We start from the raw sequence: 22,841 nt of genomic DNA, 5'->3' as shown, positions 1-22,841 counted from the left end.
CTGCCGGGCCATGTGGCAGCAGATATTGCCGTGGCATTAAGAGACTATTGATTCAGTACCACCTGGTTCCCGTTGAGAAACAGTTTCTCTTCCTTGATGTGCATATCAAGGGACAAAAGGTCGCCTTTAATGACGAAAAATCCGGTAGCCATTCCCGGGAACAGCGGTTCAGTCAGATTAGGGATACCGTCGGCAAGGGCATAAGGCAGGCTGAGTTCAGCGTCCAGGTCAAAAAATGAAAACACCATGTCCGGCTGCATGGCAAGAATAAAAAGCTTTGAGGGGTCCAGATTCTTTTTCAGGCTGAGGTCCAGGCCCCCGGTCACCGTTCCCTCGGGCAGGTCGATATCCAGGCCAGTGATTTCCATGCCCAGCCCCTTCTTAAGCAACCCATTGAGCGCGGACACAAGTTGTGGCGTGTTCCTGGCCATTTCATCCTGTAATATTTTCTGGAAATCACCGGAATTTCCACCTGTTTTTTCAAGGCGTTGTCCGGCCTGGGTCATCATGTTCGAATACAGGAGTATGACTTGTTCAAAGGATGCCGTATCCATCTGTTTCAGCTTCAGGGCAGCTGCCCAGTCCGACAAAGGCTTGCCCCCCAGTTCAATGCGGTCCACATGAAAATCCATGGCCATGGCCATTGTTTTTTTATCCTCGGACGCACTTGTATCAAAGTTCAAAGTAAGGCCTGAGAGATCTACAGAATTTGATTTCCCGTCATTTATTCTCAGCTGCGCCAGTAAACATGTATTTTCCCCGGCCCATATCATGTCTGTGAGCTGGTGCAGATCAGATGTAAAAGTGACCGGTCCCATCACAAATTCACTGCCCTGGGACAATCCTTCCCACCGGCCTTTTGCATTCAGGGTCTCAAATCCATTTCCCGTGGAAACGTCAAGATTCAGGGTATGAATATCAATCTGTTTCCCTTTGTCTTCAATGGAAAAGGCGTCCAGATGTATTGTGGAACCCATGGTGCCTGCAAGGGAAAAACGGGTCTGGATGGACAACGGGTCTTTGCCGTTCAGACGGGTGTTCACCCACTGCATGTACCAGGGATTTTCCCCAAAGCTTGTTTGTGAATTCACGCTCAAAAACCCGTGTGTTCCATGGGTTTCCAGCACCAGTTGTGATGTGTCGCTTCCGGGGAAACCACCGGGATTCTCAATGCACCACTTTACACGGGAAGAAAACAGGCCCCGGTTATAGTCAAGAATTTTTACCCGAAGACCTGTTCCGGCTTTGGCCGCGTTGCTGTTATTCTCCTCAACAGCGGATTTAATCGTACGTTCCATGATGATGCCGTTGGCAATGGGCAGGCCGGCAGCGCAGACAACAACCAGGCAGATTAAAACAATCAATAATTTTTTCATAAATTTTCCTCCAGACGGTCTTTCAGTCCGGACCGCCGCAACGCGGTCCTGTTATTGTCAAAGGCCGTTTTAAAGGCCCGGGTGGATCCCACAATAATGACAAGAGACCTTCCCCGGGTCATGGCCGTATAAAGCAGGTTTCTCTGCAGAAGCGGGAAATGGGCTGTGGTCAGGGCAATGATAACCGCATCATATTCCGAGCCCTGTGACTTATGAACGGAAACCGCATAGGCCAGGGTCAGCTCGTCCAGTTCCGGCAGATCATAGGGCACGATTCGGCCCTCGTAATCCACAAGCACCTGGCCCGTGGATTTGTCCGCCTCTATCACCCGCCCGATATCTCCGTTGAACACCTCTTTTTCATAATTGTTTTTCAGGTGCATGACCTTATCACCGGTCTTAAAGGTGTGACCATGGGACTCAATGCCGCCTGGCGCGTCATTCAAAACCGCCTGGAGCCGCTGGTTCAGGCTGATGGTGCCGGCTTCCCCCCTGTGCATGGGGGTGAGCACCTGGGTTTCCCGGATGTGGGGAAAGGCCTTTGGAATTCTCAGGGCGCACAATTCGCAGACGGTGTCTGCCACGCGGGCCGGTGTGCTGGTTTCAATAAAATAAAACTGGGAGGGCTGGTCTATAGGTGCCGACTTTATGTCCGGCATCTGCCCGTTTCTGATACTGTGGGCATGCATGACAATGGGGCTTTTCCGGGCCTGGCGGAAAATCCGGGTCAAGGGAAACACCGCCACCTGTGACGAATCAATAATATCGGACAACACGTTCCCCGGCCCCACAGAGGGCAGCTGAAAGGTGTCCCCCACCAGGATCAGCCCGGCCCCGGCCGGCAGGGCCTCGGCCAGGCGGTACATGAGCAGGGTGTCCACCATGGACGCCTCATCCACCACCAGAAGGTCCAGGTCCAAAGGATTGGTGAAATCATGTTCAAAGGTCTCAGTGTCCTGGTTAAAGCCCAGAAGTTTGTGAAGGGTTTTGGCTCCTTGCCCGGTCACCTCGGCCAGACGCCGGGCCGCCCGCCCTGTCGGTGCGGCAAGCATTACCTTCAGGCGAAGCGTTTTAAACACAACGCACAATGCCTTAATAAGGGTTGTCTTCCCTGTACCGGGACCGCCGGTGATAATGGAAATTTTCCGGCCCATAATCCGGGTCACCACATCCAGCTGCTCTTCGGACAACTGAACAGCCATGGCCGAAAGCACCTGGGTCCGGATTAAATCTTCATCAACCCGGTAATCAGGGCTGGGCATGGATAAAAGGGCTTTGATCCGCCGGGAAATCCCGGCTTCCGCCTTATGTAAAGGGGCAAGATACACCTTGTCCTTTTCAAGTACCACCTCGTTATCTGCTTCCAGATTTCCAAGGGCATTTGAAAGCAATTCTGCAGATACGCCGGCCCTTTGGGCGCAGGCCCGGATCAGGTCCTCTTTTTCTTCAAACACATGGCCGTCCAGCTCCAGATCCAGCAGGCGGCAGACCAGACAGGCTTTGAGCCGTTCTTCGGCCTCCCTTTCCGTACCCAGCTCCCTTGCCAGTTCATCCACGGCGGCAAAACCAATGGCAGGGATGTCCCGGGCAATGCGAAAAGGGTCCTGGGTCAACACCTCCAGGGTGCGGTTTCCATATGTTTTAAGGATGGCTGCGGCCTGGGCCGAATCAATGCGGGTGCCCTGGAGCGTCTCCATGACCCGCCGCACGGAATGGTGGGCATTCCAGGCCGTTTCAATCATTTTCTGTTTGGTCTTGCCGATCCCGTAAACATCAAGAAGCTGATCCGGATCATTCTCAATGATCTCCAAGGTCTGTTCCCCGAAGGTATCCACGATTTTGTCGGCCAGGTCCTGGTTAATGCCGGGAATGATACCCGAGCCTAGGTATTTTCGAATGCCCGCCAGGGTGGAGGGCAGGGTCACCTCAAAGGAGGCTGCCTTAAACTGGTCCCCGTATTTAGGGTGGCTGGTCCATGTGCCTTTGAGCTTGAGTTGCTCACCCTGGGCCACCCCGGGCAGGTGCCCCACCACGGTGATGGCGTCAGCCACCTTGGGCACTGCCACACGGCACACGGTGTAATGATTTTCCGGATTCTGGAATGTGATCCGGGACAGGGTACCGCTGATGGTAATCATGACACCATGTCACCGGGCGGAAAATTAGCGGTTATCCAACAGGCTGCCTCGTAAAGATCCCTGGCAAGGAAATCCGGTACAATGCCTTTTTTTTTTAAAGCGGCCAGGGCCTTTTCCCAGTTGCCGGTCTTAACCAGGATGGTTACGGCACACCCGGCATTTTTACCGCACTCAATATCTTTGGCAGAATCCCCCACCATAAAGGCTTTATTCAAATCAATGCCATGGCGGTCCACGGCCTGAAGAATCATTCCTGGATTAGGCTTTCGGCAGCCGCACCCCTGGTCCGGGGCATGGGGACAGAAAAATATATCCTTGATCCGGCCACCGGCCTGTCCCACCCCGCGTGTCATTTTTTTAAAAATGGCATCAAGGGTTTGGCCGGATATCATGCCGCGGCCCACAGCCGATTGATTGGTAATCAGAATCACCTGAAAACCTTGGGCGTTCAAAAGGGCAATGGCGTCCGGACTTTTGGGGATGAAATGAAACTCGTCCGGCTGTTTGATATAGGCGTCGGAATCATGGTTGACCACCCCGTCCCGGTCCAGAAAAACAGTATATCCCGTCATTGTTTCCATGGCCCTTAGTCTTCGGCCACGGCAAAGGCATACCCAAAGCCTTTCCCGGCCATCAGCTTTTCGCTGAACGTCACGGCATCATTGAGGTTGTCGAATTTACCGATCCTCACCCGGTAAAACTGCCCCCGGTCATCGGCAAAGGGAACAATATGGGCATTCAGATACTCCTTGGACAACTTGATCCGGTACCGATTCGCATTGGTCCTCACCTTGAACGCTCCCACCTGCACCGTAAAATTGCCTTTCCAGTAATCCACGGGGGTAAAATTCACAGGGGTATGGTCTTTCTTGGAATAGGCCGTGGCCCTTCCAAGGGCTGTCACCGTTACCGGGGCTGTGCCGGGTCCCACCATACCCATGCGCTGTGCGCTTTTATAGGACAGGTCAATGATCCTGCCGGCCACAAAGGGACCCCGGTCATTAATGCGCACCGTGATCTGCCGGCCGTTCTCCAGGTTCTCAACACTGACCCATGTGTTCATGGGAAGGGTTTTGTGGGCAGCGGTCATTGCGTACATGTTATAGATTTCGCCGTTGGAGGTTTTCCGGCCGTGGAACTCTCTGCCATACCAGGAGGCGCGGCCGTTTTCCACATACCCGTTGGCCGAAGCCATGGGATAATAGTGTTTTCCGTCAACGCGATAGGGGCGCTGGGTGGCTTCGCTTCCGCTGTATGGCTTATGCGTATATCTGCCGTGGCGGGAACCCAAATTTCGGGCACCGCATCCGGCAACGGCAACCGCAAGGCAGAAAATAAGGGCTGGCATTAATGTTCGGGTCACATAATTCATATAAGATGCCATTTTTTATTCCAGGGCTGTGTTTAGGGCATCTTCCATTTTATCGGTAAAATAGAAGGTGATGGTGGATTTAATATGATCAGGAACATCTTCCATATCTTTTTCATTCCAAAGCGGCAGGATCAAAGACCGGATACCGGCCCTGTGAGCCGCAATCACCTTATCCTTGATGCCTCCCACAGGCAGGACCTCTCCCCTGAGGGTAATCTCTCCGGTCATGGCCAGACGGGATTTCACTTTCCTTTTGGCGATCAGGGAGGCAAGGGCCGTAAGCATGGTCACCCCGGCAGAGGGGCCGTCCTTGGGAATGGAGCCTTCGGGCACATGAATGTGGATATCATGGGTATCAAAAAAAGTGGCATCCACAGCCAGCCGGTCGGCATTGGACCGGATAAAGCTTAATGCGGTGGACGCGGATTCCTTCATGACATCCCCAAGCTGTCCGGTGAGCGTCAGCCCCTTTCCCCCCTTCATGGCCACAGCCTCCACAAAGAGTACCTCACCGCCCACAGGGGTCCAGGCAAGGCCCATTGCCACGCCCGGCACGTTGATTCGGGTGGCCCAGTCCGGCATGTTCCGGATGGGACCCAGGTATTCGGAAATGTCTTTCCGGCCAATGGTCAGATTTTCCACCTGGTTTTCAGCGATTTTAGCGGCAACCCCCCGGCACACAGCCCCGATCTGACGTTCCAGGTTACGTAAACCGGATTCCCTGGTATATCCGGAAATAATCTGTTTGACTGCGCCTGTGGTTATTCTGATCTGGCCAGAATTGATGCCGTTGGCCTCCCGCTGTTTGGGGATAATATACCGGGTGGCAATTTTAAGCTTTTCCTCTTCAGTATACCCGGTAAGCTCAAGCACCTCCATTCTGTCCCGCAGGGGTGGCGGAATGGTGTGCAGCACATTGGCTGTGGTCAGAAACATGACATCGGACAAATCAAAGGGCACATCCAGGTAGTGGTCAACAAAATTGCTGTTCTGCTCCGGATCAAGGACTTCAAGCAGGGCGGATGAGGGATCTCCGTGGTAGGAGGAGGTAACCTTGTCAATTTCATCCAGCATGAATACAGGATTTTTTTTACCGGCAGATCTTAACTGCTGGATAATCCGGCCCGGCATGGCCCCAACATAGGTTCGCCGGTGCCCCCGGATTTCCGCTTCATCCCTGACCCCGCCCAGGGCAATGCGGACAAACTCCCGGCCCAGGGCCCTGGCAATGGATTTTCCCAGGGAGGTTTTCCCTGTGCCGGGAGGGCCTGCAAAGCACAGTATCGGGCCTTTGGAATCTTTTTTGAGTTTACGCACGGCCAGGAACTCCAATATCCGCTTTTTGGGTTTTTCAAGGCCGTAATGGTCCTGGTCCAGAATCTTTCTGGCCTCGGCAATATCCAGCCGGTCTTCGGCATATTCGTTCCAGGGCAAGGCGGTCAGCCAGTCAAGATAGGTGGATGACACCACATATTCGGAGGATGAGGGGTGCATTCTTGCAAGGCGTTCCAGCTCGCGCTCCGCTTCTTTTGCGGCCTGTCCCGGCATGGGATTGTCCCTGACCAGTGCCCTGTATTCCCGGATCTCCACTGCTTCCAGGTCTGTTTCCCCAAGCTCCTCTTTAATCGCTTTGAGCTGCCGGCGCAGGTAATATTCACGCTGGCGCTTATCCATGTCCTCCCGGACCTGATTCTGAATTTTGGAACCCATTTCAAGAATATCAAGCTGGTCATTGACCAGGCGGGTGACCTTTTTCAGGCGGCGGTTCACATCAATCAGCTCAAGGACTTTCTGCTTTTCATTAATAGGGGCATTAATGGTGGAGGCCACCATGTCGGCCAGTGCGCTGGGCTCCTGGAGGGTCTTGACCATCTGTCCGATTTCCGCAGGCAGCCCCGGCGAAAGTTTCACGATTTTTTCGTACTGCTCAACAATGTTGGCCATCAGCGCCCGGTTTTCCTTGTTCCTGTCATTGTTACGGCTTTTGAGCACTGAAATCCTGGCATGCAAATAATCCCGGTTTTTCAGGTACGCCACCACCTTGAACCGGTTCAGGCCCTGGATCAGCAGCTGGGCCTTTTCATCTTCCATCTTGGACATTTTAAGAATTACGGAAACGGTGCCAATGCGGCACAGGTCGTCGGCAGTGTGCCTGGAATCAATGTCCGAACGCTTTGACAGCAGAAGGCCGAGCATACGGTTTCCGGACATGGCGTCGTCAATCAGATCCATGGCCTCTTTCTGGATCAAAACCAGGGGAAGCACCATTTTGGGAAACAGATTGGTATCCACTATGGGAAGAATGGGCAGTTCGTCAGGTATGTCGTCAGTAGTGATGGGGACGGAGGGATGGTTTAATTCATCCATTCGTTTTCCTTTTTATATACAATCGCCTATCCGTTGGATTTTTTCATCTCTTTTTATGCTTCATGTCCGGGCGTCAATAAACCCGGTCATCCCATGGTTGTTATAAAAAATCAATGGGCATTTTATGTTCCGGCGCATAATTCTTATTGAGCTGTTTCCCTAATTTCAGCTCAAGAAACCCATTGGCATATGAAGCAGACACGTTTTCCATGTCAATGACACTGGGCAGATAAAGAACCCGCTCAAACCGGCCGAACTGGATTTCAGCAAGCCTGTAGGTGGCGGTGGGATCCGGCTGGCTGCTTTTACGCACCCCGGAAATCTTTACAGCCTTGTCTGAGAGTTCAATAACCATATTATCCCGGCAAACACCTGCCATTTCCGCCTGGATAATAATTTTATCCCTGGTTTCAAAAATATCCATCTGGGGTCTCCAGATCCGTTTTGAAAAGCAGAAAATGGGATTAACAGATTGAAACATCTCTTCAAAAGACTTATCTTCTGTAGCTGGTGCTTCAATATGATTCCCAAATCGAATTTTTATCTGTTCCATAAAATGCTCCTGATAATGGGAACGGAACCACCCTGAATGCTGTTCAGGACCGAAACTATTTCATCTGCGATCCTAACTGTTCCTTAATCAATTTTGTCAGATTATCATCTGGCAGAAATGTTGTAAAGCACTATAAAAATTGACGAACGCTTGGATTATCTGGTAAATATACCAGAATCTTTAATTGAGGCCACCCCAAATGCAATTCAAATCCATATACAGCGCTTTATTACTCCTTGTTCCTGCATTGGCCGGCGGCCTATTGCTATTTTCGGCATTTCCGGGGCCAGGCTTTTATCCGGCAGCCTTTTTTGCCCTGGTCCCGTTATGGCTTCCCCTTGACCGGCTGAGTTCAAAGCAGGCATTCTATGCAGGTATTGGCACAGGGATAAGCTTTTATCTGCCCCTTATCTACTGGATCTGTCCCACCCTGACCCAATACGGCGGCCTGAATCTTTTAGCCGCCCTGTCCTGCCTGTTGCTTCTGGTCCTGTACCTGGCTCTTTATACAGGCGTTTTTGCCCTGGCCATGAAAAAGAGCCCTGTCCCTGAAGGCCTTGTCCCGTTCTGGGGGGCAGTGGCCTGGGTCGCCCTGGAATATATCAGGACATATTTGTTTTCCGGCTTTCCCTGGGGCGTACTGGGTTACAGCCAGTATCCCAACCTTGTTTTGATTCAGGCGGCAGACACCTTCGGGGTCCTGGGGATCTCCTTTCTGCTGGTGCTTGCCAACGGGATTCTGGTCATTGCCTTTAAATCGTTTTCCCGAAGGGCATGGCCTGGAAAAACAAATATGGCAGGCCTAAGCCTGGCCATGGCTGTGCTTTGCTCAGCTTTTATTTACGGCCACTTTAAATTAGCCCAAGTCCGCGGGCAGATCAAAGGGGCGCCGTCCCGGAAAATTTCGGTTATCCAGGCCAACATCCCCCAGGACCGGAAATGGGATAGGGCATTTATTAATGAAACCATAGATCAGTATTCCCGGTTATCCTTCCAGGCGATCCCCTGCGATCTTGTGGTGTGGCCGGAAACAGCCCTGCCTTTTTACTACGGCATGGACCCTGTGCCCTCGAACCGGGTGGATGCCATGGTGAGAAAAGCAGGCACTTTTTTTCTTATCGGCATCCCTGCGGCCCGGCCTTCGGACCATGGGTTTCTGTACTACAACCGGGCCTGCATGCTCACCCCCCTTGCCCTGCCAAAAGGCTATTATGACAAACATCACCTGGTGCCCTTTGGGGAGTATGTGCCTTACAAACGCCTGCTCTGGTTTGCGGAAAAACTGACAGCCGGAGCCGGTGATTTTTCAAAGGGGGAAACCGGGCCGGTGCCGTTAAAATTCGGTACAGGAACAACCGGGGTATTAATCTGCTTTGAGATTCTTTTTCCCCGTATTTCCAGAGACTTTGTTCTCAACGGGGCAGATATTTTAACCACCATGACCAATGACGCCTGGTTTGGCCGGACCCAGGCAGCGCTCCAGCACTTTTCCATAGCTGTGTTCAGGGCTGTGGAAAACCGGCGCAGCGTGGTCCGGGCCGCAAACACAGGCATCTCCGGATTCGTTGACCCTTCCGGCACCATTCTTGGGGAAACAGATATTTTTACGGCCTGCGCCCTTACCCGGGAGGTTCCGGTCATCTCCGGCAAAACGTTTTATACCCGCAACGGGGATGTTGCCGCCAAAGCCTGTCTTGTTGCATTTTTTCTGGTTTGTATGGTAAAATTCATGAAAAAAAAATTTAGGAGATCCTTATAATGAGTGTAGAATTCAAACAGATTATCTCTTCCATCACTGCTAAAGCCAACCGGCTTAAGGAGTATCTTTGACCTCCCTGTAAAGGAAAAACGGCTTCGGGAACTTGAGCTTCTCATTGCCAGGGAAGAGTTCTGGAATGATGCGGACAAAGCCACCGGAATGTTAAAGGAACGCACCACCATCGCCGGCCTTATTGACACCTGCAATGCCATATTTTTGGAAATTGAGGATGTGGAGGTGTTGCTGGAACTGGCAAGGGAGGCGTCGGACAAAGAAAGCGAGCAGGAGGCCGCTCAGATGCTGGCCGATCTGGAGAAAAAGGTAAAACACTTCTCTTTGGAGGTCACCCTTGACGGGGAGGACGATGCCCGGGACGCCATTGTCTCCATCAATGCCGGTGCCGGGGGCACGGATTCCCAGGACTGGGCGGAAATGCTGTTCAGGATGTATACCCGCTGGATCGATAAAAAGGGGTACAAGTGCCAGGTCATTGATTACCAGGAGGGGGACGAAGCCGGCATCAAGGGGGTAACCCTTCATGTCGCCGGCCCCAACTGCTACGGATTCATGAAAGCCGAATCCGGGGTACACCGCCTGGTCCGGATTTCTCCTTTCAACGCCGGGGGCAAGCGCCAGACCTCTTTTGCGGCGGTCTTTGTCTATCCCGAAATCAAGGAGGAAATCAATATCGACATTGATGAAGGGGATCTGCGCATTGATGTGTACCGGGCCAGCGGGGCAGGCGGACAGCACGTCAACAAAACCAGCTCCGCCGTGCGCATCACCCATTTTCCCACGGGCGTAGTGGTCCAGTGCCAGCAGGAATCCTCCCAGCACCGGAACAGGGAAATTGCCATGAAAGTGCTTAAATCCCGGCTCTATCAACTGGAAAAGCAGAAGCAGGAGCAAAAAAGGCAGAGCCTGCATGACGGCAAGGATGATAATGCCTGGGGCAGCCAGATCCGCTCCTATGTGCTGCATCCCTACAGAATGGTGAAAGACCATCGTATTGGCCTTGAGATCGGGGATGTGGACCGGGTGCTGAACGGAGATATCGACCCATTTATCGAAGGGGTGCTGCTGTCCAACACCGCCGAAGGGTAACCATGAAGATAGACCCAGTGGAAATCATCAGGCAGTTTTATGATTCTGACTCAACACTTTTTGCTATTCTGGTGGAACACAGCACAAAGGTGGCCGAAAAAAGCCTGGAAATCGCAGAGGGCGTTGCCCACCTGAACCCGGACATGGATTTTATAGAAAAAGCCGCCATGCTCCATGACATCGGTATTTTTAAAACCAGTTCCCCGAAAATCGGCTGTGCGGGTAAATACCCCTATGTGTGTCACGGTTATCTTGGACGTGAACTTTTAGACGGGCTGGGCCTGTCCCGGGAATTTGGCCTTGTGTCCGAACGCCATACCGGGGCCGGCATCACCCTTGAAAATATTATTGAAGCGGATTTGCCCCTGCCTCACAGGGATATGGTGCCTGTCACCCTGGAAGAAAAAATCATCTGCTGCGCAGACAAGTTCTACTCAAAAAGCCCGAAGAAAGTGGATCACGTCATGACCCGGAAAAAGATTGAAAAAAAACTTGCCAAACTTAATCCGGGCCATGCAAAGCGGTTTTCCGCCTGGGCGGATGAATTTAATCTGTAACCTGTTTTAGAAGTTGATCTGCCACTTCATACCGTAATAAAATACATCCCCTTCATCAACGCCGCCAGCATTGTCCAAGTAATCAAGCATACCTATTTCCGGAACAATAAACACCCCTTTGGTCAGGGTAATGGTGGCCTGCAGATAGTAAGCCATTGCATCATCTTCATTGGACGCGTCGGTGTCCAGTTCAGCAGACACATAACCAATGCCGGCTTCAAAGGCCAGGGTATCGTTCACTTCAAACCCAACCAGGCCCATAAGGCCATACGCATCATTATCCTCAAGTTCGCCGTTGCTTAGCACAGGGTCTGCATCAGCTTGAATTTTCAAGCCATAGGGACCTACATTCTGCCCCCAATAGGCGTCCGCGCCAAGGTACGCCGGACCAAAATTTACTTTACCGCCAACGGTCAGTACATATGAATGCACATCGAAATCATCGGAACCGGCAGTCACTTCATAGGTCTGGTATCCGGCAGCAGCCACCAGGCTAAAAGTGTCCATGGACAGTTCGTACTTGGCTTCCAGCTTGGGCATAATGACCTGTGTTTCATCTGCGCCCAGATCGTCGACACGCGGCGAAATAGCTGCAATCTGAAAATCCCCGAAAGTGAACCGGATCATGGGCCGGCGGTCAGCATTGACATGGCCGTAATGATCCATAGCCTCATCATCGTCATACACCTGATTACTGAAAGAAAATTTAACCAGGGAGTCTGTCTGGCCCACCAGCAGTTTTCCGGAGCCGAAATCCCATTCGCCGTACAGGTGCCGGATATTTGCCGTCCCATTTTTTGCCCCGTACTCAAATCGGCCGATGAGTTCATCACTGACCTTGACTTTTGCCCCGATGCGCGAATTGCCCTGAAGGGATTCACTGAAATTTGTTTCCGATGAATCAGATCCATCATCCACATCAGACCAGAATGTCTGAATTCTGGCATTTCCATAAAAATTCCACTCTGATGCCATGGCGTTTGAGCCAAGGACAATGCCCGCCGCTAAAACCACCACTGAAATAAGACGTTTCATTTTTTCTCCTTTCTAAAAAATTAAATTTTCCGGCCATGCAGCCGGAGCCCGTTTTCCAAACCGTTTGTATTCTAACGCCATAGAATCCATTAAAAATGGCCTGATGTGTTTATAAAAACGGCCTGATTGATAGGCTATTTTTGACAGGCAGGATTAGAATATTATTCCATGATTATTTGTTTCATATTAATTTTTAAAAAATTCATTCTCATTAATGGTCTGATCCATGCTAATCTCCTTTAAAAATTCATACGAGGAGAACGATCATTTGACCGAAAAAAGGATGTTTTTATGAAAGACGTTGTCATTGTATCTGCATGCCGCACTGCCATAGGCGCCTTTGGCGGCACATTAAAAGACCTGAACGGCGCTTATCTTGCCAGCATTACCATGAAAGAGGCTGTCAAACGGGCAGGAATCGATCCTGCCATCATTGATGATGTGCGCTACGGCACCTGTCTGGAGCACCACGATACCCTGAACACCACCCGGGTGGGTGCGCTTATGGCAGGTATTCCGGACACAGTTCCTGCCGCCACTATCAACCGGGTATGCATTTCCGGCATGGAAGCGGTACTGTCCGGTATGGCCATGATCCAGGCCGGCATGGCCGATGTGATCCTGGCAGGCGGCACCGAGCACATGTCCGGGGTTCCCTATGCCGTGCCCAAAGCCCGCTGGGGATGCCGTCTCCAGGATGCCAATTTTGTGGATGCCCTGATCCATGCCCTGCACTGCGGCTCCTATATTCTGCCCTTTGATGAAACCTCACCTGTGGACACCACCCAAGCCCCTGCCTCATATTTCCTGGGAAAGCCCTATATCATGGGTCACACGGCTGAATTCACTGCCCAGCTTCTGGATATCAGCAGAGAGGAGATGGACGAGGTTGCGCTTCGTTCTCACAACAATGCGGAACGGGCCACCAACGACGGCAGCTTTGCCGACGAAATTGTTCCTGTTGAAGTGCCCCGGCGCAAAAAAGACCCTGTCATCTTTGACAAGGACGAACATTTCAGGCCCGGTATGACCCTGGAAAAACTTGCGGCCCTGCCCCCGGCCTTTATTCCGAAAACCGGCAGGGTCACTGCCGGAAACGCCTCGGGCATCAATGACGGGTCCACCGGCATGGTGATCATGTCCGCAGAAAAGGCCAAAGAATTAGGCCTGGCCCCCATTGCAAAGATCAAAGCCACGGGCATGGGTGCCTGCCATCCTTCGGTCATGGGGCTCTCTCCGGTACCGGCGGTCAAGGATCTGATGGCAAAATCCGGTATTGCCATTGATGATTTTGACCTGATTGAGGTGAATGAAGCCTTTGCCGCCCAGTACCTGGGATGTGAAAAAGAGCTGAACCTTAACCGTGAGATCACCAATATCAACGGCTCCGGCATTGGTTTAGGCCACCCCATAGGCTCCACCGGTGCCCGGGTCATAACCACGTTGATGTATGCCATGAAAAATAGAGAAAAAAGCTTAGGCCTGGCCACGCTTTGCGGCGGCGGCGGCGTATCAATGGCCTGCGCAATCGAGATGCTTTAATGATGAAAACAAAAAACCAGCCACTGAACCTGCAACCCTATTTTACGGATAAAAAACAGACAAATGACTTTTCCCTCGGACAATATCCCTGGCAACACCCCTGATGAGCCCCTGCCCCTGAGCAAAACAAAGAAAAAAAAGATGGCCGAAAACCTTCAGAAACTTGGAGAGGATTTAAGCCTGCTTTCCGTCAGCCAACTTAAACTGTTAGCGCTTGAACCGGACCTGTTCAAAGCCCTGGTCCAGGCAAAATCCATCACCTCCAATGTGGCGGCCAGGCGCCACAGACAGTACATCGGCACCCTGATGAGGCAGATGGACCCGGAACCGATACTGGCTGCACTTGAACAGTTAAAAGCAGCCCCCACCGGTATTTACAGCCCCAAACCCGAAATTGATCCGCAAACAGACAAGACCAGCCAGGCGTTTTTAGACAGGCTGCTGGCCTGGGATGATGACACCCTGGAAACAATCCTTGCAGCCGCCCCTGACATGGACCGCCAGCAGTTACGACAGATGATCAGAAATGCCAACAAAGATATATCCAGGCAGGAAAAAAACTCAAAATTTTTAAATGCATTGAAAGAACTAGTCATTCAGTTTAATAAATTATGATCTGATCATGAAATATGCCGCCTGGATGACACCCGGCAACTATTTTGAACAGGCGTTTCTATGCCTTTTAAGCTGTGTTGTCCTTGGCATTGGCATTTTTTTCGAAGTCAAGGCAGGGCTCACTTATCTGCCCGGGGAAGGCCTGGTCATGGCTTTGGCACAGACCTTTGGCGTGGAGTTCGGGAAAATCAAAATCGGTACAGATGACTCTCTGGTCGCCATCGGCATTGTAAGCGCCCTGTTTTTCCTGGGCGCACTGGAGGGTATCAGGGAAGTCACTGTGGTGGCTGCTGTGCTGGTCGGCTATATTGTCAGATTCCTGCACACCAGATTCTTCTTATTTGAGCAGTGGCTTAAGGGCCGTGGGAAAAAAATAAATCATCCGCTTTGACCACGGCTACTCGATAAATTTTATATCAATTTCTTCTGTGTTTTCTTTTTGTTTCATCTCGAACTTTCCGCTTGCGGTAATGGTAAATTCCCTCTGGGATGCGGCATTCTTTAATTGTGATGCCAGTTTTCCGGCGGCTTCATGTTCACAATCAATATTGAAAAACAGCTTTAGATTTTTTGCATTTTCATCATCAAACTGGATTATAAAGGGGTTGTGCTCAATAAAAACCAGATCATCATATGTATAGGTAACATTGAGTCCGGTCTCCTGAATAATTTCTGTTGCTATACCAAGTGGTCTTAATTCCATAATGTGTTAAACCTTTTTGATTAATTTTTCCTAAGTCCATTTTAACAATTCAATTTCACCACATACTTGAACCGACGCTTCAATGGCTGGCATGATAACATAACCCGGCTGATTCTGATAGCAGAACGGAGCTGATCCATTGATCAAAAATTACTGAAAATTATTGACCTTGGTATCAAACAGGTTTACGGTACCCTCCAACATAGTGTTGTCAGATCTTTGGCAAACGGAACACGGTGCAAATCCGTGACGGACCCGCCGCTGTAATGGGGCGCACACACCCTGCCATGCCACTGGAAAATTTTTCCGGGAAGGCGCAGGGCGAAAAGAGCCAAACCCCTGAGTCAGAAGACGTGCTTTAAGATTTTTGTCATGCAGAACGCGATGGTAAAGGGTTTTGCAGGAAAATGTTCCTGCATGCCTAAAAAATCATGAATTGCTGCAGGACAAATCAATGAGGTAAAACTATGTCCCTGCTTGAACAGACCATTTCGGCCATCAAACCCGAACTGAACCAGAAAGCCTTTGCAAAGGCCAAACAGCGCCTTCAGGATCAGGCAAAACCCTCCGGCAGCCTGGGAATCATGGAAGAGATCGGGGCCCGTCTGGCCGCCATCAAAGGAACCATTGACGTCCATTTAACCAACAAGCACATCATCACCTGCGCCGGCGACCACGGTGTGGTTGAAGAAGGGGTCAGCGCCTATCCCCCGGAAGTCACCCCCCAGATGGTGCTCAATTTTGCCGGGGGCGGGGCATCTGTCAACATCATCGGCAAACATGCCGGGGCCCGGGTGAAAGCCGCGGATATCGGAGTAAATTTTGATTTTCACCCCGGGCTTCCCATTTTTCATAAAAAAGTGAGGCACGGTACCGCCAATTTTACAAAGGGGCCGGCCATGACCTGGGAAGAGGCGGTCAGATCCATTGAAGCAGGCATTGAAATCGTTAATGAACTGCACGCCCAAACCCCTGTGGATCTTCTGGGTACGGGGGATATGGGCATTGGAAATACCACGCCCTCTGCTGCCATTATTGCGGCATTTTCAGGCCTGCCTGTGGAACGCCTGACCGGCCGGGGTACAGGGGTTGACGATAAAGGCCTTGCCAGAAAGATTGCTGCCATCCAAAAGGGACTGGACATCAACAAGCCGGATCCCAAGGACCCCCTTGATGTGCTGGCCAAGGTCGGGGGCCTTGAAATCGGCGGGCTGGCAGGGCTGGTGATCGGTGCTGCCGCCAAAGGCATTCCGGTGATCTGTGACGGTCTGATCTCCACGGCAGGCGCCCTGATTGCCTGTGAACTGGCCCCGGCAGCAAAAAATTACCTGTTTGCCTCCCACAAGTCTGTGGAGATCGGCCATAAATACATGCATGACCGCCTGGGTCTGGAGCCGTTGATCGACTTGAGATTCCGCCTTGGGGAGGGTACCGGTGCTGCTGTATGCATGGAACTTCTGGATCTTGCCACGCGTATTCTTGCAGATATTAAGACCTTTGAGGAAGTAGGCATTTCCCAATGTCATTCGTCATCCCAATCCTCATAACCCGGGTATTGTTCCGGATTTTCCCCCGTTGCCTCGATGACCCGGGGATAAACAACACCGGGTTGTGCCTCTTTATCCTTGTGCCTGGTTTTATTGATCTGAAACACCCAGTTGTCGCCAAAATCAAACAGATAAAACAGCTTCATACCGGGTAGCATTGGCCAGGCACTGGATATGGGAACCCGCTGGTATGTATTGACCGGATGAAAGTCTTCCCAGTCCGGGGCCCCGCCCACCACCTGGGCCACATGCCGGGGGTGCCTTCCTATATAAAATTCAAACAAATGGTCATTATCAAAATCCACGGCCTTTTGAATGGCCTCGTGCAGGTCCAGAAACGATGCACGCCAGTCAATTTCTATCACCCGGACCCATTCCGGTTCCGCGCCCTGGAGTTTGATTCGCAATGTCCATATTTTCTTTGGCTGTTTCAGGTATACAATGTTGTTCATTTTTTTACGGCCCCTTTTCTTTTAGGCTTAAAAACGGGTTACCTTATACATTCAACCCGGTGTAAAGGCCAGCGTAAAAGAACCTTTTTGCCTTGAATCATTGACATTGCAACCTGGATACCTTTATTTAACCTTGTTATTGAACCTTGGGGACAGGGATACAATAAATAACTTGTAAACAGGTTGTATTTTTTTCACACGCCATTATATTAACGACTCTTCACTGGCACGGTTTTTTCGGGTCGTGCAGTAACAAAATAAATTAGGGCAAAACCACATGAAATTTGACACCTATGCAATAAACAGCACCCTGAAAAAAAATCTGAAAGAACAGGGGTTTATCAGGCCCACAGATATTCAGTACAAAGCGATTCCCTCTATATTAAAAGGTGAAGACGTCCTGGCCATTGCACAGACCGGAACCGGAAAAACCGTTGCATTTGCAGTGCCTGTTATAAATACCATCCTAAACCTGAGGAAAACCCAAAAGAAACCAGGCATCCAAAGTATTATCATGGTTCCCACCAGGGAGTTGGCTGTGCAGATACAGGATGTCTTTATGGTGTTATGCCGCAAAACGAGGGTTAAACCCTTTGCCGTTTTCGGCGGGGTGGAACAGGATAAACAGATTCAAGAACTCGTAAAAGGGGTTGATATTCTGATTGCCACGCCGGGCCGCATGTTTGACCTGATCAGCCAGAAAGCCATTGATATCAGCCAGGTTAAAATTTTAATCCTTGATGAAGCGGATCAAATGCTGGCCAAAGGATTTTTTGATGATATCCAGTGTATCAAACGCCTTTTAAAACAACGGCACCAGACCCTGTTTTTTTCAGCAACAATAGACAAGAACATCAAGAAGCTGGCCTATTCACAGGTTACGTCATCTGCCGTACGCATCCAGATATCGCCTGATGATCCGGTATCAAAAAATGTATCCCACTATGTGTTTTTTGTGGAAATGGACGATAAACGCTTTTTTTTGCGCAAATTCATCCGGGAAAATCCGGAAAGCAAAATCCTGATTTTTGTCAGGACCACCGTACGGGCCGAACGGGTGGCCAAAGCCCTGGAAAGAGCAGACATAAACGCGTTGACCATTTATGGCAAAAAAGACCAGGACCAGCGGCTGGCGGTTTTGACCCGGTTTAAACAGGGTGATGACAAAATACTTATTGCCACAGATGTGTCAGCCCGGGGCATTGATATCCCCAATGTTGACTATGTGATCAATTATGATCTTCCCGAACAAAAAGAAATTTATGTCCACAGGGTGGGCAGAACCGGCCGCGGGCGATCCAAGGGTAAGGCCATATCCTTTTGCAGCAGCCAGGAAAAAGACCTGTTAACGCAAATCCAGGAGTTTATAGGCAAACCAGTAGAAAAAATAGCAGTTTCCAAGGACGAATACGCCTTTACGGTTGACGTCACAGACACATCAAAAGATATCAGAGACATGATCCTGGCAAACGAAGAATGGGAAAAGAAAAAAAGACGCCGGAAAAAAAAATAACCCATTGGATCTACTCCACAATACCAATATGACCTGTTTTTTCAAAATGCACGGCGCAGCGGACCAGTTCGCTTGCATGTTTAATATTAAGCTTTTTTTTAATACGCTCCCTGTAGGTACCAATGGTTTTGATACTTAAAAACAGGCGCTCGGCAATTTCCCGGGTTGAAAATCCCCTGCCGATCAGCTTGAAAACCTGAAGCTCCCGGTCGGTTAAACGGTCGAATGGGCTTTTTTCCTGTGCCTTGGGCGGATTGGACATGGATAAAAGAATATGTTCTTTGACTTTTTCATTGAGATAAATTTTTCCGGCAAGCAGAAGATGGATGGCCTTGACAACGGACTCCACAGCCTCCTGTTTCATGATGTAGCCATGGGCGCCCGCAGACAAGGCCCTGGGCGCATAAAGGTATTCATCATGCATGGAAAGCACCAGCACAGGAATATGACTGTGATGCTGTTTCACATATTTAATCAGATCAAGGCCGTCAGACTGTTTTAAGGAAAGATCCGCAATGATCAGGTCCGGGTTGATATGATTTATTTCATCAATGGCCGGCTCAACATCGCTGGCACTGCCGTACGCGGCTAAGTCACTTTCCTGATTAATCAACTCCGCCAGGCCCAGCCTGAAAATGGGATGATCTTCCACCAGCAGGATTTTCTTTTTTTCGGACATATACCATCCGTATTGGCTGTAACTGTGAGATCGTTGGTTATTCTATATCACCAACCAGGAATGAATACCAGTGTTTTCAGGCACTGGAAGGCCCAATGACCACGTAGCTGAACTAAGTGCCAACTTTTTTTCGGATGGGTTCAACGGAAATACGACTTCCTTTCTTAGGATGATTCAGATTTTTCATACGCTCAAAAATACCCAACTTTTGATAAAAATATAGATATTGGGGATGGTCGGCTTGTTAAATTTAGCCCAGTAAATGCAGGCCGCTACAGGTAAATTTTCCAAAGACTAAGTTCAGCCCATAATGGATATTGACAAATCCATTTAAGCAGATTACAAACCTAATAAGAACTAACTTAAATAGATTAAAATTAAATTATGAATCTGATACAGACCTTAAAAGCGATAGCTGATGAAAACCGGATGAAAATTCTGACCATGTTACTGGGTGGAAATTTTTGTGTCGGTGCGCTGGCCGGTCAGCTCAATATTTCCAAGCCAGCGGTTTCACAGCATTTAAAAATCCTGCGTAAGGCTGGATTAATCAAAGGGGAAAAGCGTGGTTACTGGACCCACTACATGGTGGAAAGGCAAATGATTGCTGAGATTTCCGAACAACTTCGGAAGTTGAGCGCCCAACCGCAGCCCTTTCAGATCATATGCGCAAAACACGAAGAGCCATCAGAAGACCCATCAATTGATAAAACCCAAACAAAGGATGTTATGATGTGCCAGAATTGTTGCCAGCAACCGGATAACTTAAAAGAAAAACCGGAAACCTGCAGCCCGGAGCAGATCCTGGAATGCCATGGTGATGCCGAGGCCCACCCCGGCATCAAAGGAGAATGCGGGCCAAAAGAGGATAAAAGGGTATAAAAAATATGAGTGAATCCATTTATGTAGAGAATTTAACCAAGCATTTCGAAACGGTCGAAGCCGTTGACGGCATATCTTTCAGTGTAAAAGAAGGCGAATTGTTTGGTTTTTTAGGTCCAAACGGAGCCGGTAAAACAACAACCATTAATATGCTTACAGGACTGGCACACCCTGACGCCGGAACCATTAACATCAGCGGCATCGACTGCACCAGGAAGCCGCGAGCTGCTCAACACCTGATCGGTGTGGTTCCCGACGAAAGTAACCTGTACCCGGAGCTCTCCGGTTTTGACAATCTGTGCTTTTGCGCCGCCCTGTATGGCATGGGCAAGGCCGAGCGACAGGCGAAAGCGAAGAAGCTGCTCGAAGCCTTCGATCTGACCAAGGCGGCCGGACGCAAGTTCGGCGGCTATTCCAAAGGAATGAAACGCAGGCTGACCATTGCCGCCGGAATCATCCACAGGCCGAAAATCCTGTTTCTGGATGAACCCACCACGGGTATTGATGTCGCCAGCGCCAGGCAGTTGCGCCAGCTTATCGGTGATCTGCACAAAAACGGAACGACCATCTTTCTGACCACCCATTATATTGAGGAGGCGGAGCGGTTATGTGACCGAATCGCTTTCATCATGTCGGGCCGTATTGTCCGGGTCGACACCGTCGCGAACCTTGTTCAGCCCATTCGTGAAAAACATGTAATGCAGATAACCTGCGCAAACGGCGTGAATAATTTTTCAAACCGGCTTGCAGAGGAATTCCCCGGCCAGAATTTTACCAGCCCGGAGCCCGGATTAATCCAAGTGGAGGCGGATTCGCCTATTCGAGTCGGGCCGCTGGTGCGATTCCTTGAGGATAGCGGGGCCGAGGTAGCGGAGGCCAGAAGAATCAGACCAAGCCTTGAGGATGTCTTTGTCCAGATCACCGGGGTCGGTGCGGACGTCATGCGCAAGGAAAAAGAAAAATTAGGAGGAAACAAATGAAACGCTGGATTGCTTTCTGGAATATACTGGCCAAGGATTTCCGCACCTACTATCTGAAGCCGCCGAACATCAGTTGGGGGCTTATCTTTCCCCTGGCCTGGACTGGCATGTTTTTCATCAAATCCGGAAAAGGTCTGGAGAGTATTTCTTCGATACTCCCGGGGGTGATTGCCCTGTCCATTTTGTTCGGCACGACCTCCCTGCTCGCGGTAACCGTGACCTTTGAGAAAAAAAACCGTTCCTTCGAGCGGCTGTTGCTGGCCCCCATCCCTCTTGAACTGCTGATGCTGGCCAAGACCAGCGGAGCTATTTTGTTCGGGGTGGTCAACGCCTTTGTGCCCATACTCATGGCGGTGTTTCTGATCGACCTGGGCCATGTGGACTGGTTGGTCTTTGTTCCGGCGGTGTTTCTGATCTCCGTGGCGTCGACCTTTCTGGGCCTGTTTATCGCGGTGGCGGTCAGCGAGGTATTCGAGGCCCAGACCTTTTCCAATTTCTTCCGTTTTCCCATGATTTTTCTGTGCGGATTGTTTTTTCCCATCAGCACCCTTCCGGTTTTTCTCAAGCCTCTCTCCTACGCGCTTCCCCTGACCTATGGAGCGGACATGCTCCACGGAGCCATCCATGGCGGGAATATGTTTTCCGTTCCAATCGATATGGCGATCCTCGCCGCGTTCTGTGCCGGTTTGTTCATGGTGAGTCTCGGTAATATCAGGAGGCGCTGGATTGCCTGATTCGCCGGAAAGCGATGAGTTTCGGGTGTGTCCCACCTTTTACATGGCAATAATCATTAAATACCAACATTACTTGAAAAATCAAATTGTTATAGTGCAGTTGAGGTCGTACGGTTGAAAATCTACAAATTTTGTAGATCGGCCATGTAATATACTGTATTAAAATAAGAATAATTCCAAAGCATCACAAATCCTTATGTAAAAGGTGGGACACACCCAAAATATGCCAAAAGAAATTACACATTTTGCCCTGGCTGACCATGTGAGCCGTGTTCTGCCCAAAGCTTCAAAATTTTTCCAGCCGCTTCAAACATTTCCATTTATATTTCTTCTTGGGGCGGTGTGTCCGGATTCGCCGTTCTATTATCTGGCAGGCCCGCAAAAAAAACAGGTTCAGGCTTTGGCCGGCCCGTTTCACCGGCCAGGCAAAGAAGCCCTTGTGCCGGTGCTGAAATTTTTGAACCATCATTACACTCCCGCAGCTCTGGCACTTGCCGCCGGCGCTGTGTGCCACATCATGTCAGACACAACCTTTCACCCATTGGTTTACTATTATGCGGGTATGAACGGGATTCACACCGGGGCCACAGCCAGGCACAGGTATTTTGAAACCGCCATGGATGTTCATTTTCAATATCTGTTCCCCGGGAAAACCCGTCTGTATCCAATTATCAGGCAGGCAATAATTTCAAAACCAAAGCTGTATCAGCTTATGTCCAGCCTGTTTTTTCCCCAATGCCCCAACACCTCTTTTTTGAAACACGCCCTGCAATGGCACGCGATGGTTCATGCACTGTTTGGCGCCTCTGTCATACGCAAGGGGACGATAAAGATGGCCGGCACCTCACATCCTGTACCTGATTCTTCCGCAGGATTGATTTATCCTTTCAGCAAACCCTGCTTTTTGCCGTTTTTTTCAGGCCGGCTTAAATA

The 22,841-nt window shown here is 50.3% G+C and carries 22 protein-coding genes and 1 riboswitch; of the genes, 12 read left to right on the top strand and 10 right to left on the bottom strand.

Annotated features, from left to right (window positions below):
* Positions 1–44 precede the first annotated feature (44 nt).
* The 6 genes from AB7U36_RS01995 to AB7U36_RS01970 all read right to left on the bottom strand — a co-directional run bounded on the left by AB7U36_RS01995 (position 45) and on the right by AB7U36_RS01970 (position 7,806).
* A complete protein-coding gene (locus AB7U36_RS01995; RefSeq protein ID WP_428158132.1) occupies positions 45–1,376 on the bottom strand; it encodes a YdgA family protein in 1,332 nt (443 codons plus the stop codon).
* The gene (gene recD2, locus AB7U36_RS01990) at positions 1,373–3,514 is read right to left on the bottom strand and encodes an SF1B family DNA helicase RecD2 (protein ID WP_428158131.1); all 2,142 of its coding nucleotides are present in this window, start codon (positions 3,512–3,514) and stop codon (positions 1,373–1,375) included. Before recD2 ends, AB7U36_RS01995 begins: the two co-directional genes overlap by 4 nt.
* On the bottom strand, positions 3,511–4,095 hold the full coding sequence (gene gmhB, locus AB7U36_RS01985) for a D-glycero-beta-D-manno-heptose 1,7-bisphosphate 7-phosphatase (protein WP_428158130.1): 585 nt from the start codon (positions 4,093–4,095) through the stop codon (positions 3,511–3,513). The genes recD2 and gmhB overlap by 4 nt, the downstream gene beginning before the upstream one ends.
* A 5-nt stretch (positions 4,096–4,100) precedes the next feature.
* Positions 4,101–4,898 carry a septal ring lytic transglycosylase RlpA family protein gene (locus tag AB7U36_RS01980; RefSeq protein ID WP_428158129.1) on the bottom strand — a complete coding sequence of 266 codons (798 nt, stop codon included), beginning with the start codon at positions 4,896–4,898 and terminating at the stop codon, positions 4,101–4,103.
* A 3-nt stretch (positions 4,899–4,901) separates the two neighbouring features.
* Positions 4,902–7,253: an endopeptidase La gene (gene lon / locus AB7U36_RS01975; RefSeq protein WP_428158128.1), complete on the bottom strand. Its 2,352-nt coding sequence runs from the start codon at positions 7,251–7,253 to the stop codon at positions 4,902–4,904.
* 100 nt (positions 7,254–7,353) lie between these two features.
* Entirely contained in the window at positions 7,354–7,806 is a 453-nt protein-coding gene (locus tag AB7U36_RS01970) for an Hsp20/alpha crystallin family protein (RefSeq protein ID WP_428158127.1), read from the bottom strand.
* A 262-nt stretch (positions 7,807–8,068) separates the two neighbouring features.
* Here AB7U36_RS01970 and lnt point away from each other — a divergent pair, with 262 nt between their 5' ends.
* The 3 genes from lnt (at position 8,069) to AB7U36_RS01955 (ending at position 11,226) form a co-directional block, all read left to right on the top strand.
* Positions 8,069–9,565 (top strand): apolipoprotein N-acyltransferase, encoded by a 1,497-nt coding sequence (gene lnt, locus AB7U36_RS01965; RefSeq protein WP_428158126.1) that lies wholly within the window; start codon positions 8,069–8,071, stop codon positions 9,563–9,565.
* Positions 9,565–10,669, top strand: a protein-coding gene (gene prfB / locus AB7U36_RS01960) for a peptide chain release factor 2 (protein WP_428158125.1) whose coding sequence is annotated in 2 segments (ribosomal slippage) — positions 9,565–9,633 and positions 9,635–10,669 — 1,104 coding nt in all. Because the reading frame shifts where the segments join, the coding sequence is not laid out codon by codon here. Before lnt ends, prfB begins: the two co-directional genes overlap by 1 nt.
* Before the next feature lie 2 nt (positions 10,670–10,671).
* A complete protein-coding gene (locus tag AB7U36_RS01955) occupies positions 10,672–11,226 on the top strand; it encodes an HD domain-containing protein (RefSeq protein WP_428158124.1) in 555 nt (184 codons plus the stop codon).
* A gap of 6 nt (positions 11,227–11,232) precedes the next feature.
* On the opposite strand, the gene AB7U36_RS01950 is transcribed toward AB7U36_RS01955, so the two are convergent.
* Positions 11,233–12,261 carry a hypothetical protein gene (locus AB7U36_RS01950; protein ID WP_428158123.1) on the bottom strand — a complete coding sequence of 343 codons (1,029 nt, stop codon included), beginning with the start codon at positions 12,259–12,261 and terminating at the stop codon, positions 11,233–11,235.
* Between the two features lie 291 nt (positions 12,262–12,552).
* Here AB7U36_RS01950 and AB7U36_RS01945 point away from each other — a divergent pair, with 291 nt between their 5' ends.
* The 3 genes from AB7U36_RS01945 (at position 12,553) to AB7U36_RS01935 (ending at position 14,809) form a co-directional block, all read left to right on the top strand.
* Positions 12,553–13,803, top strand: coding sequence for a thiolase family protein (locus AB7U36_RS01945; protein WP_428158122.1), 1,251 nt, complete (start codon positions 12,553–12,555; stop codon positions 13,801–13,803).
* Positions 13,804–13,866: 63 nt separating this feature from the next.
* Complete coding sequence (yjgA, locus tag AB7U36_RS01940; protein WP_428158121.1) at positions 13,867–14,418, top strand: ribosome biogenesis factor YjgA; 552 nt, start codon at positions 13,867–13,869, stop codon at positions 14,416–14,418.
* Positions 14,419–14,425: 7 nt separating this feature from the next.
* Positions 14,426–14,809 carry a hypothetical protein gene (locus tag AB7U36_RS01935; RefSeq protein WP_428158120.1) on the top strand — a complete coding sequence of 128 codons (384 nt, stop codon included), beginning with the start codon at positions 14,426–14,428 and terminating at the stop codon, positions 14,807–14,809.
* Positions 14,810–14,815: 6 nt separating this feature from the next.
* Here AB7U36_RS01935 and AB7U36_RS01930 read toward each other — a convergent pair whose 3' ends face one another.
* On the bottom strand, positions 14,816–15,121 hold the full coding sequence (locus AB7U36_RS01930; protein WP_428158119.1) for a hypothetical protein: 306 nt from the start codon (positions 15,119–15,121) through the stop codon (positions 14,816–14,818).
* Positions 15,122–15,292: 171 nt separating this feature from the next.
* Positions 15,293–15,496, top strand: a riboswitch (cobalamin riboswitch).
* A 92-nt stretch (positions 15,497–15,588) separates the two neighbouring features.
* Here AB7U36_RS01930 and cobT point away from each other — a divergent pair.
* Entirely contained in the window at positions 15,589–16,668 is a 1,080-nt protein-coding gene (cobT, locus tag AB7U36_RS01925) for a nicotinate-nucleotide--dimethylbenzimidazole phosphoribosyltransferase (RefSeq protein WP_428158118.1), read from the top strand.
* Here the strand turns inward: cobT and AB7U36_RS01920 are convergent.
* Positions 16,644–17,120 carry an IS1096 element passenger TnpR family protein gene (locus AB7U36_RS01920; RefSeq protein WP_428158117.1) on the bottom strand — a complete coding sequence of 159 codons (477 nt, stop codon included), beginning with the start codon at positions 17,118–17,120 and terminating at the stop codon, positions 16,644–16,646. The two genes, cobT and AB7U36_RS01920, sit on opposite strands and share 25 nt — an antisense overlap.
* A 277-nt stretch (positions 17,121–17,397) precedes the next feature.
* Between AB7U36_RS01920 and AB7U36_RS01915 the strand changes: the two genes are divergently transcribed.
* Positions 17,398–18,633: a DEAD/DEAH box helicase gene (locus AB7U36_RS01915; RefSeq protein ID WP_428158116.1), complete on the top strand. Its 1,236-nt coding sequence runs from the start codon at positions 17,398–17,400 to the stop codon at positions 18,631–18,633.
* Positions 18,634–18,643: 10 nt separating this feature from the next.
* Here AB7U36_RS01915 and AB7U36_RS01910 read toward each other — a convergent pair whose 3' ends face one another.
* On the bottom strand, positions 18,644–19,312 hold the full coding sequence (locus AB7U36_RS01910; RefSeq protein ID WP_428158115.1) for a response regulator: 669 nt from the start codon (positions 19,310–19,312) through the stop codon (positions 18,644–18,646).
* Between the two features lie 384 nt (positions 19,313–19,696).
* On the opposite strand from AB7U36_RS01910, the gene AB7U36_RS01905 reads away from it, so the two are divergent.
* The 4 genes from AB7U36_RS01905 to AB7U36_RS01890 all read left to right on the top strand — a co-directional run.
* Positions 19,697–20,194: an ArsR/SmtB family transcription factor gene (locus AB7U36_RS01905; protein WP_428158114.1), complete on the top strand. Its 498-nt coding sequence runs from the start codon at positions 19,697–19,699 to the stop codon at positions 20,192–20,194.
* Positions 20,195–20,199: 5 nt separating this feature from the next.
* Positions 20,200–21,174, top strand: coding sequence for an ABC transporter ATP-binding protein (locus tag AB7U36_RS01900; RefSeq protein WP_428158113.1), 975 nt, complete (start codon positions 20,200–20,202; stop codon positions 21,172–21,174).
* Positions 21,171–21,908 carry an ABC transporter permease gene (locus AB7U36_RS01895; RefSeq protein WP_428158112.1) on the top strand — a complete coding sequence of 246 codons (738 nt, stop codon included), beginning with the start codon at positions 21,171–21,173 and terminating at the stop codon, positions 21,906–21,908. Before AB7U36_RS01900 ends, AB7U36_RS01895 begins: the two co-directional genes overlap by 4 nt.
* A gap of 223 nt (positions 21,909–22,131) precedes the next feature.
* A partial coding sequence (locus AB7U36_RS01890) for a zinc dependent phospholipase C family protein (RefSeq protein ID WP_428158111.1) occupies positions 22,132–22,841 on the top strand: 710 nt, incomplete at its 3' end.

The sequence above is a fragment of the Desulfobacter sp. genome (assembly GCF_050177295.1).
The sequence above is the reverse complement of the archived record's forward strand: the minus strand, read 5'-3'. Positions and strand labels throughout refer to the sequence as shown.